Origin of the sequence: Intestinimonas sp. UBA1698, assembly GCF_002320075.1 — a bacterium.
In the GTDB taxonomy this organism is placed as follows: domain Bacteria; phylum Bacillota; class Clostridia; order Oscillospirales; family Oscillospiraceae; genus Intestinimonas; species Intestinimonas massiliensis.
Genome location: NZ_DCJO01000034.1, coordinates 93,739 through 110,486, shown reverse-complemented (window position 1 = coordinate 110,486; position 16,748 = coordinate 93,739). Strand labels below are relative to the sequence as shown.

General features: G+C 64.5%; 18 protein-coding genes. 14 read left to right on the top strand and 4 right to left on the bottom strand.

Features of this window, described 5'->3' with window-relative positions; all coding sequences use genetic code 11:
- The first annotated feature begins 62 nt into the window (after nucleotides 1-62).
- The gene (locus B3H64_RS08525; RefSeq protein ID WP_050618943.1) at nucleotides 63-473 is read left to right on the top strand and encodes a MaoC family dehydratase; all 411 of its coding nucleotides are present in this window, start codon (nucleotides 63-65) and stop codon (nucleotides 471-473) included.
- Between the two features lie 160 nt (nucleotides 474-633).
- Here B3H64_RS08525 and B3H64_RS08520 read toward each other — a convergent pair whose 3' ends face one another.
- Complete coding sequence (locus tag B3H64_RS08520) at nucleotides 634-1,383, bottom strand: DeoR/GlpR family DNA-binding transcription regulator (RefSeq protein ID WP_195892350.1); 750 nt, start codon at nucleotides 1,381-1,383, stop codon at nucleotides 634-636.
- Between the two features lie 223 nt (nucleotides 1,384-1,606).
- Between B3H64_RS08520 and B3H64_RS08515 the strand changes: the two genes are divergently transcribed.
- The 7 genes from B3H64_RS08515 to B3H64_RS08485 all read left to right on the top strand — a co-directional run bounded on the left by B3H64_RS08515 (nucleotide 1,607) and on the right by B3H64_RS08485 (nucleotide 8,421).
- Complete coding sequence (locus tag B3H64_RS08515) at nucleotides 1,607-2,452, top strand: transketolase (RefSeq protein WP_286734436.1); 846 nt, start codon at nucleotides 1,607-1,609, stop codon at nucleotides 2,450-2,452.
- 1 nt (nucleotide 2,453) lies between these two features.
- Nucleotides 2,454-3,401: a transketolase family protein gene (locus tag B3H64_RS08510; protein WP_286734434.1), complete on the top strand. Its 948-nt coding sequence runs from the start codon at nucleotides 2,454-2,456 to the stop codon at nucleotides 3,399-3,401.
- A 271-nt stretch (nucleotides 3,402-3,672) separates the two neighbouring features.
- A complete protein-coding gene (locus B3H64_RS08505; protein ID WP_286734431.1) occupies nucleotides 3,673-4,200 on the top strand; it encodes a hypothetical protein in 528 nt (175 codons plus the stop codon).
- Nucleotides 4,201-4,231: 31 nt separating this feature from the next.
- Nucleotides 4,232-5,221: a lipoate--protein ligase gene (locus tag B3H64_RS08500; RefSeq protein WP_286734428.1), complete on the top strand. Its 990-nt coding sequence runs from the start codon at nucleotides 4,232-4,234 to the stop codon at nucleotides 5,219-5,221.
- A gap of 139 nt (nucleotides 5,222-5,360) precedes the next feature.
- The gene (locus B3H64_RS08495) at nucleotides 5,361-6,746 is read left to right on the top strand and encodes an MATE family efflux transporter (RefSeq protein ID WP_349676172.1); all 1,386 of its coding nucleotides are present in this window, start codon (nucleotides 5,361-5,363) and stop codon (nucleotides 6,744-6,746) included.
- Between the two features lie 149 nt (nucleotides 6,747-6,895).
- Nucleotides 6,896-7,477, top strand: a complete 582-nt coding sequence (locus B3H64_RS08490; protein ID WP_349676171.1) for an RNA polymerase sigma factor — start codon at nucleotides 6,896-6,898, stop codon at nucleotides 7,475-7,477.
- Nucleotides 7,474-8,421 (top strand): PepSY domain-containing protein, encoded by a 948-nt coding sequence (locus B3H64_RS08485; protein ID WP_286734425.1) that lies wholly within the window; start codon nucleotides 7,474-7,476, stop codon nucleotides 8,419-8,421. The genes B3H64_RS08490 and B3H64_RS08485 overlap by 4 nt, the downstream gene beginning before the upstream one ends.
- Nucleotides 8,422-8,461: 40 nt before the next feature.
- On the opposite strand, the gene B3H64_RS08480 is transcribed toward B3H64_RS08485, so the two are convergent.
- The 3 genes from B3H64_RS08480 to mtaB form a co-directional block, all read right to left on the bottom strand.
- The gene (locus tag B3H64_RS08480) at nucleotides 8,462-9,217 is read right to left on the bottom strand and encodes an exodeoxyribonuclease III (RefSeq protein ID WP_286734424.1); all 756 of its coding nucleotides are present in this window, start codon (nucleotides 9,215-9,217) and stop codon (nucleotides 8,462-8,464) included.
- Nucleotides 9,218-9,284: 67 nt separating this feature from the next.
- Nucleotides 9,285-10,709, bottom strand: a complete 1,425-nt coding sequence (locus B3H64_RS08475; protein WP_286734420.1) for a S41 family peptidase — start codon at nucleotides 10,707-10,709, stop codon at nucleotides 9,285-9,287.
- Entirely contained in the window at nucleotides 10,706-12,010 is a 1,305-nt protein-coding gene (gene mtaB, locus B3H64_RS08470; RefSeq protein WP_286734418.1) for a tRNA (N(6)-L-threonylcarbamoyladenosine(37)-C(2))-methylthiotransferase MtaB, read from the bottom strand. Before mtaB ends, B3H64_RS08475 begins: the two co-directional genes overlap by 4 nt.
- 151 nt (nucleotides 12,011-12,161) lie before the next feature.
- Here mtaB and B3H64_RS08465 point away from each other — a divergent pair, with 151 nt between their 5' ends.
- The 6 genes from B3H64_RS08465 to B3H64_RS08440 all read left to right on the top strand — a co-directional run bounded on the left by B3H64_RS08465 (nucleotide 12,162) and on the right by B3H64_RS08440 (nucleotide 16,687).
- Nucleotides 12,162-12,398 carry an HPr family phosphocarrier protein gene (locus tag B3H64_RS08465; RefSeq protein WP_050618953.1) on the top strand — a complete coding sequence of 79 codons (237 nt, stop codon included), beginning with the start codon at nucleotides 12,162-12,164 and terminating at the stop codon, nucleotides 12,396-12,398.
- 2 nt (nucleotides 12,399-12,400) lie between these two features.
- Nucleotides 12,401-12,979, top strand: a complete 579-nt coding sequence (yfbR, locus tag B3H64_RS08460; protein WP_278894215.1) for a 5'-deoxynucleotidase — start codon at nucleotides 12,401-12,403, stop codon at nucleotides 12,977-12,979.
- 51 nt (nucleotides 12,980-13,030) lie between these two features.
- Nucleotides 13,031-13,300, top strand: a complete 270-nt coding sequence (locus B3H64_RS08455; protein ID WP_050618955.1) for an ACT domain-containing protein — start codon at nucleotides 13,031-13,033, stop codon at nucleotides 13,298-13,300.
- A 12-nt stretch (nucleotides 13,301-13,312) separates the two neighbouring features.
- Nucleotides 13,313-14,671 carry a PFL family protein gene (locus tag B3H64_RS08450; RefSeq protein ID WP_238075132.1) on the top strand — a complete coding sequence of 453 codons (1,359 nt, stop codon included), beginning with the start codon at nucleotides 13,313-13,315 and terminating at the stop codon, nucleotides 14,669-14,671.
- 128 nt (nucleotides 14,672-14,799) lie between these two features.
- Nucleotides 14,800-16,125 (top strand): glucose-6-phosphate isomerase, encoded by a 1,326-nt coding sequence (locus tag B3H64_RS08445; protein WP_286734411.1) that lies wholly within the window; start codon nucleotides 14,800-14,802, stop codon nucleotides 16,123-16,125.
- A gap of 148 nt (nucleotides 16,126-16,273) precedes the next feature.
- Nucleotides 16,274-16,687 (top strand): hypothetical protein, encoded by a 414-nt coding sequence (locus B3H64_RS08440; RefSeq protein ID WP_050618958.1) that lies wholly within the window; start codon nucleotides 16,274-16,276, stop codon nucleotides 16,685-16,687.
- Nucleotides 16,688-16,748 lie beyond the last annotated feature (61 nt).

Genomic DNA, 16,748 nt, shown 5'->3' with positions numbered 1-16,748 from the left:
CAAGCTCTCCCTTTTCCCATATTCCCTTTTCCCACACAACTCAATAAGAAAGGAGGTTTTCTATGACCATTCATGAGTTGAGGGTCGGTGAGAGCGCCAGCCGCTCCAAGACCATCACTGAGACCGATGTCTACCTCTTCGCCGGCATCACCGGCGACCTGAACCCCGCCCACGTCAACGAGCAGACTGCCAGCCTGACTCCCTTCGGTGGCCGCATCGCCCATGGCATTTTGTCCGCCGGACTGATTTCCGCCGTTCTGGGCATGCAGTTCCCCGGCCCCGGCACCATCTACCTGGGCCAGGAGCTGAAGTTCACCAAGCCCGTCCGTTTTGGCGACACCGTCACCGCCACCTGCACGGTGTCCGAGCTTCTCCCCGAAAAGAACATCGCCAAGCTGGATACTATTTGCACCAACCAGCGGGGCGAGGTCGTAGTCAAGGGCATGGCCACCGTCATGCCGCCCAAAGATTGATTTCCCCTCCGCAAATGAGCCATCCGGGCGGGACCTTCTCAGGTCCCGCCCGGATGGCTCATTTATTCCCGCCGTCTCAGCCGTTAAAAATGCCGCCCCTTATATCATAAAAAAGGCGTCCGGGCCGCCAGCGGCCGGACGTCCTTTTTCCATTCTGTCGTCACACCGTAAGTACGTTGACCCCCGCCCTCTCCAGCATATGCTGGTCGGCCGGCTTGATGTCGGTGTCGGTAATGAGGGTATGCAGGTGGTCCAGGGGGAACACCGACGCTACCGCGCTGCCGCCGATCTTGTCGGAGGTGGTCAGCACGATCATCTTGCCGGCCGATTCGGACATGGAGCGCACCACCTCCGCCCGGAACAGGTTGATGGTGGACACCCCCTTCTCTTCGCTGATGGCGTCGGCGCCGATGAAACACTTGTCCACCGAGAACTGGCTCAGGCCCAGCTTGGTGAGCGGCCCCACATTGGCCTCGGCATCGTGCTGGAAGGAGCCGCCCAGCAGCACCACATCCAGCGAGGAGCAGGCCCGCACAAAGTTGCACAGGAACACGGAGTTGGTAATGATGGTGATGCCCCGCTTGGTGGCCAGCTCCCGGGCCAGCAGGGAGCAGGTGGAGCCCGTCTCGATGATGATGGTCTCCCCGTCGCTGACCAGACCGGCCGCCCGCTGGACGATGCGCTGCTTTTTCTCATAATTGTTCCACATGCGGGTGGAGGTATCATAGCCGTTGTCCACCGCCACCGCCCCGCCGTGGGTCCGCTTCAGGACGCCCTGGTCCTCCAGCTTTTTCAGATCCTGCCGCACCGTCACCAGGGAGACGCCAAATTCCGCGGTGAGCTCGCTGACGCTGACCTTCTCCTGGCTCTGAAGCAGGGAGATGATCCGCAATTGTCTCTCATTAAACACTTTGAATGCCTCCAAGCTGTCGTTACGCGCTGATCGGATTTTCGTTGCAAAGCTGTTCTTTATATAATAGCCTATTTTTCCGAAAAGTGCAAGAAGGAATCTGAGCAAGTTCAAGAACCCCCTCCTGTTCCGGCAGAAAGAAGGCACTTGCGCCCGCCGCGCCCTTGTACTATACTAATAACACTGCATTTTTACCCACGATCGACATGAAAGGGTGATCCTGTTGGAACAATCGCGCATCCGTGAGCTGGAGGTCCTGGCGGCCAGGGCCAGGCTTCTGGCGGTTGACATGGTGCACACGGCCAATTCCGGCCACATCGGCGGCTCGCTGTCCGCCATGGACCTGCTGACCGTGCTGTACTTCCACGCCATGCGGGTGGACCCCGCCCATCCCCACGACCCCGACCGGGACCGTTTTGTCCTGTCCAAAGGCCACTGCACCCCCGCCCTGTACCCCATTCTCTCCCTGCGGGGCTTCTTCCCCCAGGAGGAGCTGAAGCTCTTCCGTTCCATCGAAGGCCACCTGTCCGGCCACGCCGAGATGCGTCACGTCAAGGGCGTGGACATGTCCACCGGCTCGCTGGGCCAGGGGCTGTCCGCCGCCGTGGGCATGGCCCTGGCGGGCAGGCTGGACGGCCGGGACTACCGGGTCTATGCCCTGCTGGGCGACGGCGAGCTGGCCGAGGGCCAGGTGTGGGAGGCCGCCATGTCTGCGGCCAAGTACAAGCTGGACAACCTGTGCGCCTTCGTGGATCTGAACGGTCTGCAGATCGACGGTAAGACCGCCGACGTGATGCCCACCGCTCCGGTGGGCAAAAAGTTTGAGGCCTTCAACTGGAACGTGCTGACGGTGGACGGCCACGACTGCGCCGCCGTGGCCGACGCGCTGGAGCAGGCCAAGGCCGCCCAGGGCAGGCCCACCGTCATCCTGGCCCGCACCGTGAAGGGTAAGGGCGTCTCCTTTATGGAGAACAACGCCGGCTGGCACGGCAAGGCTCCCAACGATGAGCAGTACGAGCAGGCCATGGCCGAGCTGAGGGCCGCTCTGGCCCAACTGGAGGTGAACTGACATGGCAGAGAAGATCGCAACGAGAGCCGCCTACGGCGAGGCCCTGGCCGCCCTGGGGGAGCACTATCCCCAGTTGGTGGTGCTGGACGCCGACCTGTCCGGCTCCACCATGAGTAAGAAGTTCGCCGACAAGTACCCGGAGCGCTTTTTCAACATGGGCATTGCCGAGGCCAACATGACCACCGCGGCCGCCGGCCTGTCCACCTGCGGCAAGAAGGTGTTCACCAATACCTTTGCCATGTTCGCCGCCGGCCGGGCCTTTGAACAGGTCCGCAACTCCATCGCCTATCCCCACCTGAATGTGACGGTGGTGGGCTCCCACGGCGGCCTGTCCGTGGGCGAGGACGGAGCCACCCACCAGTGCTGCGAGGACTACGCCCTCATGCGCAGCCTGCCCGGGATGCTGGTGCTCTCCCCCTGCGACGCTCCCGAGATGCGCCAGGCCGTCCAGGCCCTGCTGGACTACGAGGGTCCCGCCTACCTGCGCCTGGGCCGCCTGGCGGTGGAGTCGGTCACCGACGGAGCGCCCGGCTACCGCTTCGAGCTGGGCAAGGGCGCCGTGCTGCGGGACGGCGGCGACGTCACCGTCATCGCCGCCGGTATGATGGTCCAGATGGCCCTGAAGGCAGCCGAGGCCCTCCAGGCCGAGGGCGTGTCGGTCCGAGTGGTGGATATGCACACCATCAAGCCCCTGGATGAGGCGCTGGTGCTGCGCTGCGCCCGGGAGACCGGCTGCATCGTCACCACCGAGGAGCACAACATCATCGGCGGCCTGGGCGAGGCGGTGGCCGCCTGTGTGTCCGCCGGCTGCCCCGTGCCCGTGGTGCGCCACGGCGTGGAGGACGTGTTCGGCCGCTCCGGCAAGGCCGAGCGGGTGCTGGAGCACTTCGGCCTGAGCCCGGAGGGCATCGCCGCCAAGGTCCGCCAGGCCCTGGAGCTCAAAAAATAAAAAATCATGTGCGGCAGGCAAATGCCGTCCCTGTATTTGAACCCTGAGAGGCAATCACAGCATGCAGCAGACTTTACAGCGCGTTGGATTTCTGGCGCTGTCGGCCATCCTTCTCGCGGGGGTAATACAGGCCGGACCCACGGACCGGTCTTCTTCGCCAGTTGCGGATCGGGTCGCGCCCGCAGAATATGCTCAGGGCGAAGGACTGAGTCCGGTCCCCTCCCAAACGGCAGGCCCGGACGCCCCGATTGTGTCCTGGGCGGACGCATCCTTGTGGTATTCCATGGAGGATGGACTGCGCCGGGGCGACGTCTTATCCTCCTATGGCTTTGACGGCGCGGCGCCCTGCTTCCTCTACTGCAATGCCGCACAGCAGACGCAGTTGGAGCTCTATTTTGATGGAGAGACCGAAACCGGTTGCGGTTTCCGCTATGACTGGGACGGGCAGGCAGAACAGCCACAAATCTATGGGTTTGGCTTCCATATGGTGGAGACCTCCTCCGAATGGGACGTATGGGGAAATACCGAACCCTATTCCATGCAATCCGTCTGGGGGACGGATGGATCGGCATTTGTCTCCCATTATCAGGAATCCATGACCTATGCCAGTAGCGGCAAGCCGGAGCGGTTCCAATCCACCGGCGTGTCGGAGGGGATTCCTCCGGAGCAGGTCCCGGTAGACGTCCTGACGATCACATTTGCCTATCGGGAGGACGACAGCCCCCAGCCTGCCTATTGTCTCGTTCTGGACTGCGGCCTGGGTCTCTGCCTGCCGACAATGATTTCCTATTCCATTTAAAATCTGTATTTATATGACAGAGAGGTACCGTATGGTCTATCTGGAATCCCCCTCCACCGATCCCTATTTTAACCTGGCGCTGGAGCAGTACGTCTTCGACTGCCTGCCCCGGGACCGGGAATATTTCATGCTCTGGCAGAACGACAACACCATCGTGGTGGGCAAGCACCAGAACACGGCCGAGGAGATCAACGCCGACTTCGTCCGGACGCACGGCGTCCGGGTGGTCCGGCGGCTGTCCGGCGGCGGCGCGGTGTACCACGATCTGGGCAACCTGAACTTCACCTTCGTCATGGACGCCGGGGCCGACAGCGCTCTGGATCTGCATCTGTTCTGCCGGCCGGTGGCCCGCGCCCTGCAAAAGCTGGGGGTGGACGCCCAGGTCAACGGCCGCAACGACATCACCATCGACGGCCAGAAGTTCTCCGGCAACGCCCAGTACCGCAAACAGGGCCGCATCATGCACCACGGCACCCTGATGTTCGACTCCGACCTCTCCGTGGTGGCCCAAGCCCTGCAGGTCTCCCAGGACAAGATCGAGTCCAAGGGGATTCCGTCGGTGCGCAGCCGGGTCACCACCATCCGTCCCTATCTCCGGCAGGACGTGTCCCTGGAGCAGTTCAAAGCCCTGCTGCTGGAGGCCATGTTCGAAGGGACGCCCATGGAGCCCTATTCGCTCACCACACAGGACCTGGCCGCCGTCCAGGCGCTGCGGGACAGCCGCTACGCCACCTGGGAGTGGAACTACGGCGCCTCCCCCAAGTGGTCGGTGCGTAAGCGCCGCCGGGTGGAGGGCGTGGGCGTCATCGAGGTCTTTCTGGTGGTGGAGCAGGGGCGCATTGCCGCCGCCGACTTCCGCGGCGATTACTTCTCCGCCGAGGATTCCGGCCCCCTGTCCGCCCGGCTGATGGGCCTGCCTCTGGAGCCCTCCGCCCTGACCGACGCCCTGCGGGACGTGCCGGTGGACCGGTATTTCACCGGCCTGACCGCCGAAGCCCTGGTCTGTATCCTGACCCAATGACCCCTAGACCGGCCCCGGCCGCCCCTTTGGGGCGGCCGGGCTCTTTTTTCGATTTCTCTCCCTCAAATAGTTGCGTATTCACCTATTTGTGCTATACTATTGAGTATTGAATCATCCTCATCCGTTGGGAGTGACACCGTTGTCCATCTTTCATCCGGCCGAAGACAAATTTACCCAGATGACCCAGACCCCCATCCCCAACCTGGTGGCCACGCTGGCTGTCCCCACCATCATCAGCATGCTGGTCACCTCGGTCTACAACATGGCCGATACCTACTTCGTAGGGCAGATCGGTACCAGCGCCACCGCCGCCGTAGGCGTGGCCCTCCCCCTGATGGCCGTCATCCAGGCCATCGGCTTCACCTTCGGCCAGGGCTCGGGCAACACCGTCTCCCGCCTGCTGGGCCAGCAGAAGCGGGAGGAGGCCGAGTCCATGATCTCGGTGGCCTTCTTTTCCGCTTTCCTCTGCGGGCTCGTCCTGGGTGTGCTGGGCACCATATTCATCGAACCCATGGTGCACTTTCTGGGCGCCACCGACACCAGCGCCCCCTATACCATCGACTATGTCCACTTTATCCTCATCGGCGCGCCCTTCATGGTGTCCTCTCTGGTGCTGAACAACCAGTTTCGCTTCCAGGGCAACGCCGTGTTCGGCATGGTGGGCATCTTCTCCGGCGCCATCGTCAACATCGTGCTGGACCCCATCTTCATCTTCGCGCTGGATCTGGGCACTGGAGGGGCGGCCCTGGCCACCATTCTAAGCCAGTTTCTCAGCTTCTGCCTGCTGGTGGGCGGCACCTTCCGGGGCACCAACATCCCCCTGTCCTTCCGGCAGTTCCGCCCCTCGCTGGACAAGTATCGCATCATCCTCGCCAACGGCCTGCCTTCTTTCTGGCGGCAGGCATTGGCCAGCCTGGCCACTATTCTGCTCAACGTGGCGGGGCGCAACTGCGGCGGCGATACCGTAGTAGCCGCCATGAGCATCGTCTCCCGGGTCACCATGTTCGCCGGCTCGGGCATCATCGGCTTTGGCCAGGGCTACCAGCCCGTGTGCGGCTTTAACTACGGCGCCGGGCTGTACGGCCGGGTACGGGAAGCCTTCCACTTTTTCTTCCGGGTGGCTCTCATCGCCGCCCTGGCCCTGTCCATCCTGGGCTTCCTCTTCGCCCCCCAGGTGGTGGCCCTCTTCCGCCGGGACGACCCGGAGGTCATATACATCGGCGCGCTGGCCCTCCGGCTCCAGTGCATCACCTTTCCCCTCATGTCCTGGCTCTTTCCCGCCAGCATGACCCTGCAAACCATCGGCCGCTCCTTCAAGGCCACGGTACTGGCCATGTGCCGCCAGGGGCTCACCTTTGTGCCCCTGATCCTGGTCCTGCCCTATCTGTGGGGGGTATTCGGCATCCAGGCCAGCCAGCCGCTGGCTGACATTCTCACCTTCGCTGTGGCCCTGCCCATGGGTCTGGGCGTCCTGCGGGAGCTCCGGCTGGCGCAGGAAGGAGCCGAGGCCCAGGGGACCGCCTGAATCCTCCGCAAAATTGGAACGGGGCCGCGATAAAACCGCAGCCCCGTTCGTTATCCATACAAAGGGAAGGACTTCCCTTCTCGCCCGGCTCTGTGATATAATGACTGNNCAGTCATTATATCACAGAGCCGGGAGGAGGTGCCGCCGACGTGTTCCTGCTGATGTCCATGGAGGAGCTGGCCCGTGCCCAACGGCCGGAGGGCCGGCTGGAGGAGCGCCTGCTGCCCCTGGTCGGCCAGGGGGATCCGGAGGCCTTCGAGGTCCTGTACCGCTCCACGGAGAAGGCCGTCTATGCCCTGGCCCTCTCCATTTTGAGGAACCCCCACGACGCGGAGGACATCGTCCAGGAGACCTATCTCAAGGTGCGGGCAGCCGCCCACCTGTATGTTCCCCAGGGCAAGCCCCTGGCCTGGCTGTTCACCATCACCAAGAATCTTTGCCGGGACCTGCTGCGCGGTCAGAGCCGGACAGAGGCCGCCCCGGATGGGGCGGAGGATGATCTGCGCTTCTCCTACGTCTCCGACCCCACCGACCGGCTGGTGCTGGAGGCCGCCCTCAAAGCGCTGGGTGAGGAAGAGCGGCAGGTGGTGCTGCTTCACGCCGCCTCCGGCCTGAAGCACCGGGAGATCGCCCGGGACCTGGGTCTTCCCCTGTCCACCGTCCTGTCCCGGTACAGCAGAGCCCTGAAAAAGCTGCAGCGCTATCTGACGGAGGAGGGGGTGCACCTGTGAGCCGCAAGAAATTGGAACATGCCCTGTGCCGCGCGGTGGAGGACCTGCCCCGACCCGGCCTGGACGCCGTCTCCGGCCCTCCCGTGGTCCGGATGGAGGTCCATGACTACATCACCCGTCCGGCCTCCCCCGACCCCCGCCTGCGGCGCCGGCGCCTGGCCTCCCTGGCCGCCGCGGTCTGCCTGCTGGCGGTCATCGCCGGAGCGGCGGTATGGACGCAGTTTTTCCAAATCTACTCCACCGTGGAGCTGTCCGTCAACCCCCACTTCTCCATCCGCCTCAACCGCCGGGACCAGGTCCGGGCGGTGGACGGCGTCAACGGCGACGCTCAGGCGCTGCTGGAGGGGCGCTCCTACCGGGGCTGGACCTTGGAGGCCACGGTGAACTCCCTGATGGATGAGCTGGCCCTCAAGGGCTACCTCACCTCCCCCCAGGACCAGGTGGACGTGCTGGCGGCCAGCAAGGCCCTCCCCCACGCCCAGAAGCTGCGGGAAGAGGTCGAGGCTCTGGTGGCGGCGAAGCTCTCCGGTCTGGATGCCCCGGAGCCGGAGCCCGCTCCCAGCCCGGAGCCCACCCCCTCCGTCACGGCCACGCCCTCTCCCACGCCCAGCCCGAGCGTGGGAGACACACCTGCGCCCGCTGTCCCCGTCTCCCCCGCTGTCCCGCCCAGCCCCAGTCCGGCGGTCTCGCCCGCGCCCATCCCCACACCTGCGCCCGTCCCTACGCCTACGCCCGCGCCCACCCAGCCCCAGCCGCTGACGGAAGCCGACGTGGAGTCCATGGTCCGGGCCCTCTTTCCCGACGGCAAGATCCAGAAGATCAAGCTGGACGAGGACGACGGCGTCTCCTATTATGAAGTGATGCTGAAGGACGGCAAGGAAAAGATCGACCTGGAGATCGACGCCTATACCGGCGAAGTGCTGGATCTGGATTACGACGACTGAAAACCGCCTCCGCGTCCTGAGACGCGGAGGCGGTTTCCGTTCAGTCCCTCAGCTCCAGGCAGACCGGGCAGTGGTCGCTGCCGTACACGTCGGAGAGGATGGAGGCCCCGGCGACGCGGTCCCGCAGCCGGTCGGACACCAGGAAATAGTCGATGCGCCACCCGGCGTTGTTCTCCCGGGCGTGGAAGCGGTAGCTCCACCAGGAATAGGCCCCCGCAGCGTCAGGGTACAGCCAGCGGAAGGTGTCGGTAAACCCGGCGGAGAGCAGCTCGGTCATCTTGGCGCGCTCCTCGTCGGAGAAGCCGGCGTTGCCCCGGTTGGTCTTGGGGTTTTTCAGGTCGATCTCCTGGTGGGCCACATTCATGTCCCCGCAGACCACCACCGGCTTTCTGCCGTCCAGACTCTTGAGATAGGACCGGAAGGCGTCCTCCCACGCCATGCGGTAGGGCAAACGGGCCAGTCCATCCTGGGCGTTGGGGGTATAGACGGTGACCAGATAGAACTCCGGGTACTCCAGGGTGATGCACCGGCCCTCCCCCACGTGGTCGGAATCCCCGATGTCGTAGGTCGCACACAGGGGCTCCCGCCGGGTGAAAATGGCGGTGCCGGAGTAGCCCTTCTTCTCCGCCGAGTTCCAGTACTGCAGGTATCCGGGGGTGTGGATGTCGGCCTGACCGGGCTGCATCTTGGTCTCCTGCAGGCACAGCGCGTCGCAGTCCGCGGCGGCGAAAAAGTCGAAAAATCCCTTTTTGACGCAGGCCCGCAGGCCGTTGACGTTCCAGGATATGAGCTTCATGCGAAAACCTCCTGTTTCAATGGGATATAGGGACATTCTACAGGATACCTGCGCAAAAGGGAAGCCCCTATTTCAAGTTGTAGTATTGGCACAGCCGGACCGCCGCGTCCAGGGCATCGGCGGGCTCCACCCACAGGTCGGGGAGGAAGCCCGCCCCGTCGATGTTCTCCAGGCTCTCGCAGAAGGACAGGCCCGTGCCGAAGTAGACCCGCAGGCCGGTGTTGGGCAGGTAGAAGTTGCAGTTGTTTGAGGTCAGGGAACAGCCCAGGGTGGGGCCCCCAATAAACAGGACATCCCCCGCCGCGCGGAAGAATTCCACCGCCGTCTCCCCCGAGGAGGCCGTCCCCTTGTCGGTGAGGACCAGAACGACGCTGTCCGTCTGGGCCCACCGGCTCTCCAGATCGGCCGTCTGCCAGGTCCCGATCCGATCCGCCGGGTAGCCCTCCGGCATCAGCGTGTTGGAAAGCTGAGACACCCGGTGGGCGAAGGCCCGCCGGGGTGCGGCGGGCTGCCCCGCCCAGCCCTCGAACCAGTCCATGATCCAGATGTCGATCCCCCCGCCGTTGGCCCTCAGGTCAAAGAGGAAGAGGGATTCGTCCGCATAGTCGCCGCCGCAGGAGGCGAAGCGCTCCAACTGTTCCTCCTGCGGCGGCCGCCCCTTCCGGGCGTACATCTGCCGGGAGGTCAGCACCGGAATTCCCTCCGCCTCTGTCTCAGTGAATACGTCCAACCCGTCCCAGGGGGTCTCCCCCGCCCGCACCCAGTCCAGCTCGTAATCTCCCTGTCGCTCCGGCAGGTCGGTTCCGTCGTGGCTCAGGGCGGCGAACCAGTGGACGATGGCCCCGTCCGGGCCGATGGTGGGCTTGACGTAGGCCGGGTCCAACCCCTCCGTGTCGGAAAAATAGAGGCCGGGCACATAGTACATGTACTGGGCGTGGCCGTCCCGCATGGCGGTGGAACCCAGGGTAAAGTGCCCGTCCACCAGCACCGGAGCGAGATGCCGGACCAACACCTTCTCCAAGTCCCGGGAGAGCAGGTAGCGCTCCCCCTCCAGGTCGGAGAGCACCGCGTCCTTGAGGGGCAGGAACACCTCGTCCCCGCCAAAGTATGTGTAGGCCCCATAGGTGGTGCGCAGCAGGGTGAAGAGAGTCTCCACGTCCTCCTCCATCCCCGCCCGGCTCAGGGGCGGCAGGGCTTCCGGCGGCGCGGTCAGCCGGTCCATCTCCTCCGGGGTAAAGGTATCGTTCTGGTCCCGGAAGTCCGCCGTCCACGGACTCAGATCCAGGTCGGGGCCATCCTCCAGCACCGCCCGGCGGGCGGCGTTGGCCTCCTCCAAAAAGGCGGAGAAGTCCACGCCCGCTAGCGTCTGGGTCCCCACGGGGGCGGAGGTCGCTGGGGGCGGGGCCTCCGCCTCCGTGGCGGGGCCGGGGGCGCAGCCCGTCAGCAGCAGCAGAGCCGCCCACAGGGCCGCCAGCCATTTTCTCCGCTTCACAGCAATTCTCCCTCCAGACAGTCCTCCCCGACGCCGGTGATCCGGACCTGCCGGACCCGGTTGTGCAGGCCGGCGCCCTGCGCCCGCACCTGCACATAGTTGGGGGCGTGCCCCCGCCAGAGGCCCTCCTTCTCCTCCTCAAAAAGGACGGGCAGGGCCTGTCCCACCCAGGACGCCAGATAGGCCCGCTCCAGACGTGTGGCCAGCGCCGCCGCCCGGCGGGCCCGCTCCTCCTTCACGCCCCTGGGCACCTGGCCCGGCAGGTCCGCCGCCGGGGTGCCGGTGCGCCGGGAGTAAGGGAAGATGTGCATGGCAGTGAAGGCGCACCGCTCCACGAAGGTCAGGGTCTGGGCAAACTCCTCCTCGGTCTCCCCGGGGAAGCCCACGATGAGATCGGTGGTAAGACCGGGGGCCTGAAAGTATCCTCTCAGTAATTCCACGCTCTCAAAATACCGGGCGGTGTCGTACTTTCGATTCATCCGCCTCAGAGTGGCGTCGCAGCCGGACTGCATGGACAGGTGGAAGTGGGGGCACAGGTTGTCCAAGGCGGCGCACCGGCGGCTGAAGTCCTCCGTCACGGTCCGGGGCTCCAGGGAGCCCAGCCGCACCCGGCAGCCCGGCGCAGCGGCGCACACCGCCTCGACGAGGTCCATGGGCCCGGGCCCCCCGGGCAGGTCCCGGCCCCAGGAGGACAGCTCGATGCCGGTGAGCACCAGCTCCCGGTAGCCCTCCTCTGCCAGCCGTCTGGCCTCGGCCGCCGCCCTCTCCAGGGGCAGAGAGCGCACCGGTCCCCGGGCGTAGGGGATGATGCAGTAGGAGCAGAAGTTGGTGCAGCCGTCCTCCACCTTGAGCATGGCCCGGGTGCGGCCCTCCAAACCGCCGGCGGCGAGGGGCTCAAAGGTCCGGTGGGCCATGATGTTGTCCACGGTGACCTGGGGGGCCGGGCGATTGGGGGCGGCCTTGGCGGCGGAGAGCCGCTCCAGATCGTCCAGAAACTGCATCCGCTCCGCCGTCCCGGCGATCAGGTCCACCCCCAGGGCCTCCACCGCCCCGGGGGCGGTCTGCGCGTAGCAGCCGCAGACGGCCACCACCGCGCCGGGGGCGCGTTTCCGGACCTGACGGATGGCCTGGCGGGACTTTTTATCGCTCACCGCCGTGACGGTGCAGGTGTTGATGATATAGGCGTCCGCCGGGCCCTCAAAGGGGACCAGCGCGTGCCCCCGGGCCCGAAGGGCGTTTTCCAGGGCGGCGGTCTCGTACTGATTGACCTTGCAGCCCAGGGTGTGTATGGCGACTTGCATGGCGATACCTCACAAATGGCATGGATTTCGGTTTGCTTTATGGGCAAAATGGCTGAATTTACAATGGGGCGGGGGTTCTTCGTTGAATTCCAACCCGGTTTGTACTAGAATGATGCTACCTCATTCTAACATAACCGGGGAGGAAAAGACAATGACCAGCTTTGCCGTTCAGCTTACCTCTGTCGCAGATATCAAGGAATTTGTCGATGCGGCCAACCGCCTGGATTGCGATGTGGATGTGATCTGCGGCCGCTATCTGGTGGACGGCAAGTCCATCATGGGCCTGTTCTCCATCGACCTGTCCGCCCCCATCCGGGTGGAGGTCCACGGCACCGACGCCCAGGGGGAGTCCTTTCGCAGGGCCGTCGGCCGGTTCGTGGAGCAATAGGGATGCCCTATCATTTCTTTGCTCTCATCTCCCGGATGCGCTACATCGGCCGCTGGGGCCTGATGCGCAACACCTTCCGTGAGAACATCCAGGAGCACTCCCACATGGTGGCGGTGCTGGCCCACGCCCTGGCGGTAATCCGCCGGGAGGTCTACGGCGGGGAGATCGACCCCGGCCAGGCCGCCGTGCTGGCTCTCTACCACGACGCGCCGGAAATCCTCACCGGCGATCTGCCCACGCCGGTGAAGTACTTCAACCCGGAGATCCGGGACGCCTACAAGGCGGTAGAGGCGGTCTCGGCCCGCAGGCTGCTGGCCCTGCTGCCCCCGGAGCTGCAGCAGGTCTATGCCCCGCTGCTGGGTGAGGACGCCGGCGGCGAGCTCCACGCCATCGTCAAGGCCGCCGACAAGCTGTCGGCCTACATCAAGTGCGTGGAGGAGCTCAAGGCCGGCAACCACGAGTTCAAGCAGGCAGCGGAGCAGACCCTGGAGGCCCTGAAGGCCTCCCCGCTGCCCGAGGTAGGCTATTTCATGGAGCACTTCCTGCCCGGGTTTAGCCTCACCCTGGACGAGCTTCAATAGCGAAGTGCGCTGACCGCCCCCGTGCCACAAGAAACGAAAGGATCTGATCGTATGCGAGCCATCGTCACCGTCATCGGCAAGGACCAGGTGGGCATCATCGCCTCGGTATGCGCCCTGCTGGCCGAACACAACGTCAATGTGCTGGACATCAGCCAAACTATCTTGCAGGACTACTTCACCATGATCATGCTGGTGGACGCCGCCCACACCGACCTGCCCTTTGCCGAGCTGGTCACCGCGCTGGAGTCCGCGGGCAGAGAGCGTGACCTGGTCATCCACGCCCAGCGTGAGGATATCTTCAACGCCATGCACCGCATTTAAGGGGGCTGTGTTATGATCAACACCAATGACATCCTCTCCACCATCGACATGATTGACCAGCAGCACTTGGACATCCGCACCATTACCATGGGCATCTCCCTGCTGGACTGCGCCGACCCCTACCCCAAGGCCGCCTGCCGGAAGATCTATGAAAAGATCTGCCGTAAGGCAGAAAAACTGGTGGTCACCGGCGAGGCCATCGAGAGGGAGTTCGGCATTCCCATCGTCAACAAGCGCATCTCCGTCACCCCCATGGCGCTGGTGGCCGCCTCCTCGGAGACCGAGGACTACGTCCCCTTCGCTGTGGCCATGGACGAGGCGGCCAAGGCTTGCGGCGTCAACTTCATCGGCGGCTTCTCCGCCCTGGTGCAGAAGGGCTTCACCGCCGCCGACCGGAAGCTCATCGCCGCCATCCCCGAGGCGCTGGCCGTCACCGAGTACGTCTGCTCCTCGGTGAACGTGGGCTCCACCAGGGCGGGCATCAACATGGACGCGGTGAGGCAGATGGGCGAGACCGTCAAGGCCGCCGCCCAGCGCACCCGGGACCGGGGCGGCTTCGGCTGCGCCAAGCTGGTGGTGTTTTGCAACGCGGTGGAGGACAACCCCTTTATGGCCGGCGCCTTTCACGGCACCGGCGAGGGGGAGTGCGTCATCAATGTGGGGGTCTCCGGCCCCGGCGTGGTGTACCACGCCCTCCAGGCCGTCAAGGGCAGGCCCTTCGACGTGGTGGCTGAGACGGTGAAAAAGACCGCCTTCCGCATCACCCGCATGGGGCAGCTTGTGGCTCAGGAGGCCTCCCGCCGCCTGGACGTGCCCTTCGGCATCGTGGACCTGTCCCTGGCCCCCACCCCTGCCGTGGGCGATTCGGTGGCCCGCATTCTGGAGGAGATGGGCCTGGAGGTCTGCGGCACCCACGGCACCACCGCCGCGCTGGCCCTGCTCAACGACGCGGTCAAAAAGGGCGGCGTCATGGCTTCCTCCCACGTGGGCGGCCTGTCCGGCGCCTTCATCCCCGTGAGCGAGGACGAGGGCATGATCGCGGCCGCCGCCTCCGGCGCCCTGCACCTGGATAAGCTGGAGGCCATGACCTGCGTGTGCTCGGTGGGTCTGGACATGATCGCCGTCCCCGGCGACACCAGCGCCGAGACCATCGCCGCCATCATCGCCGACGAGGCCGCCATCGGCATGGTCAACTCCAAGACCACCGCCGTACGCATCATCCCCGCCCCCGGCATGCACGTGGGTGACACGGTGGAGTTCGGCGGACTGTTGGGCTCGGCCCCGGTCATGCCCGTGCATCCCTTCGGCAGCGAGGCGTTCATCCGCCGCGGCGGACGCATCCCGGCCCCCATGCAGAGTCTGAAAAATTAGGGTCCTTCAAGGCGCTGCCCACCGGCGGCGCCTTTTTCTCCGGGGCCTCGCACCAATTTCCACTAGGAAATTCGCCCTTTATCGTGTATACTAGAAGCATGGACAAGTAATACAAGGAGGTTCGACATATGTTAAAACTGGACCTTTCCAACGCCCAGGGCTTTCTGCCCCAGGACTGGCTGGACCGCCGCCTGCCCGCACTGGAGCAGGCCCACCGTCAGGTGCTGGAGGGCAACGGCCCCGGCGGAGATTTTACCGGCTGGGTCACGCTTCCCAGGGACTACGATTCGGCCGAACTGGTTAGGATAAAGGCGGCGGCAGAGAAGATCCGTTCCGACTCCGACGTGCTGGTGGTCATCGGCATCGGCGGGTCCTACCTGGGGGCCCGGGCGGTCATTGAGCTCATGAGCTCCGCCGACCGCCGTCTGGTCCGGGGCCGGCCGGAGATCTTCTTTGCCGGCAACGGCCTGTCCTCCGACGAGCTGGCCGGCATCATCGACTACCTGGACGGCAAGGACTTCTCGGTAAACGTCATCTCCAAGTCGGGCACCACCACCGAGCCGGCCGTGGCCTTCCGTATCTTTAAGGCCCTGCTGGAGGAGAAATACGGCAAGGCGGGGGCCCGTGGGCGCATCTACGCCACCACCGACGCCCGCAGGGGAGCTCTGAAGGGTCTGGCCGACGCCGAGGGCTACGAGGAATTCGTGGTGCCCGATGCGGTGGGCGGGCGCTACTCCGTCCTCACCGCCGTGGGGCTGCTGCCCATCGCCGCCGCAGGCATCGACGTGGACCGGCTGCTCTCCGGCGCCCGGGAGTTGATGGAGGCTCTGGCAGTCCCCGGCCGGGACAACCTGGCCTGGCAGTATGCCGCCGCCCGCAACGCCCTGTATGACGCCGGCAAGGCGGTGGAGCTGCTGGTGGGCTACGAGCCCTCCTTCCGCTTTTTTGCTGAGTGGTGGAAGCAGCTCTACGGTGAGAGCGAGGGCAAGGAGCACAAGGGTCTCTTCCCCGCCAGCGTGGAATTCACCGCCGACCTGCACTCCATGGGCCAGTATATCCAGCAGGGCCAGCGCATCCTGTTGGAGACGGTGGTGCGCTTCTCCCGCAGCCGCCGGAGCGTCGCCATCCCCCACGACCCGGACAACGTGGACGGGCTCAACTTCCTGTCGGGCAAGAGCCTGGATTTTGTGGCCGAGCAGGCCATGCGCGGCACCCTGCTGGCTCACGTGGACGGCGGCGTGCCCAACCTGGTGCTGGAGGCCGGGGGCCGGGACGAGGCCAGCATCGGCGCGCTCATTTACTTCTTTGAGTTCGCCTGCGGCGTATCCGGCTATCTGCTGGGGGTCAACCCCTTCGACCAGCCCGGCGTAGAGGCTTACAAGAAGAACATGTTTGCTCTTCTGGGCAAGCCTGGATACGAGGCGCTGCGGGCCGAGCTGGAGCAGCGGCTGTGACATCGGAAAGTTCCTCATGAACTTTCCGTGAATTTGCGCAAATTGGTTGCAATCCCATTGTGGAAATGGTAACATAGTGACAAGGAAATCGCCCCGCGGTTTTCACAGGCCGGGAGAGCCCGGCGTACAAAGTAAGGAGTGATTTATGATGCTTCGAGTGATCATGGGGGTCAAGGGTACCGGTAAGACCAAGCAGATGATCGATCTCATCAATACGGCTGCCAAGGATGCCAGCGGAAATGTGGTGTGCATTGAACGTGGCCCCAAAATGATGTATGACATCCACTATAAGATCCGCCTAGTGAACTCCGGCGAGTTTGCCATGCACAATTACGATTTTCTGAAGGGATTCATCAGCGGCCTGTACGCGGGAAATTACGATATCACCCACATCTTTATCGACAGCCTGACCAAAATCATCCCCAGCGACGCCAGCGACCGTCAGGTGGAGGACTTCCTCAACTGGCTGGCCAAGTTCGGTGAGGACAACAACATCAAGTTCGTGGTCACCATCAGCGCCGACGCCTCTCTGGCTACCGAGGGCGTGAAGCAGTATTTCTAAATCGCCGTGCCGAAGCCGGGCTCCGTTACAACGGGGCCCGGCTCTCAGTCTGTCGAAAAGC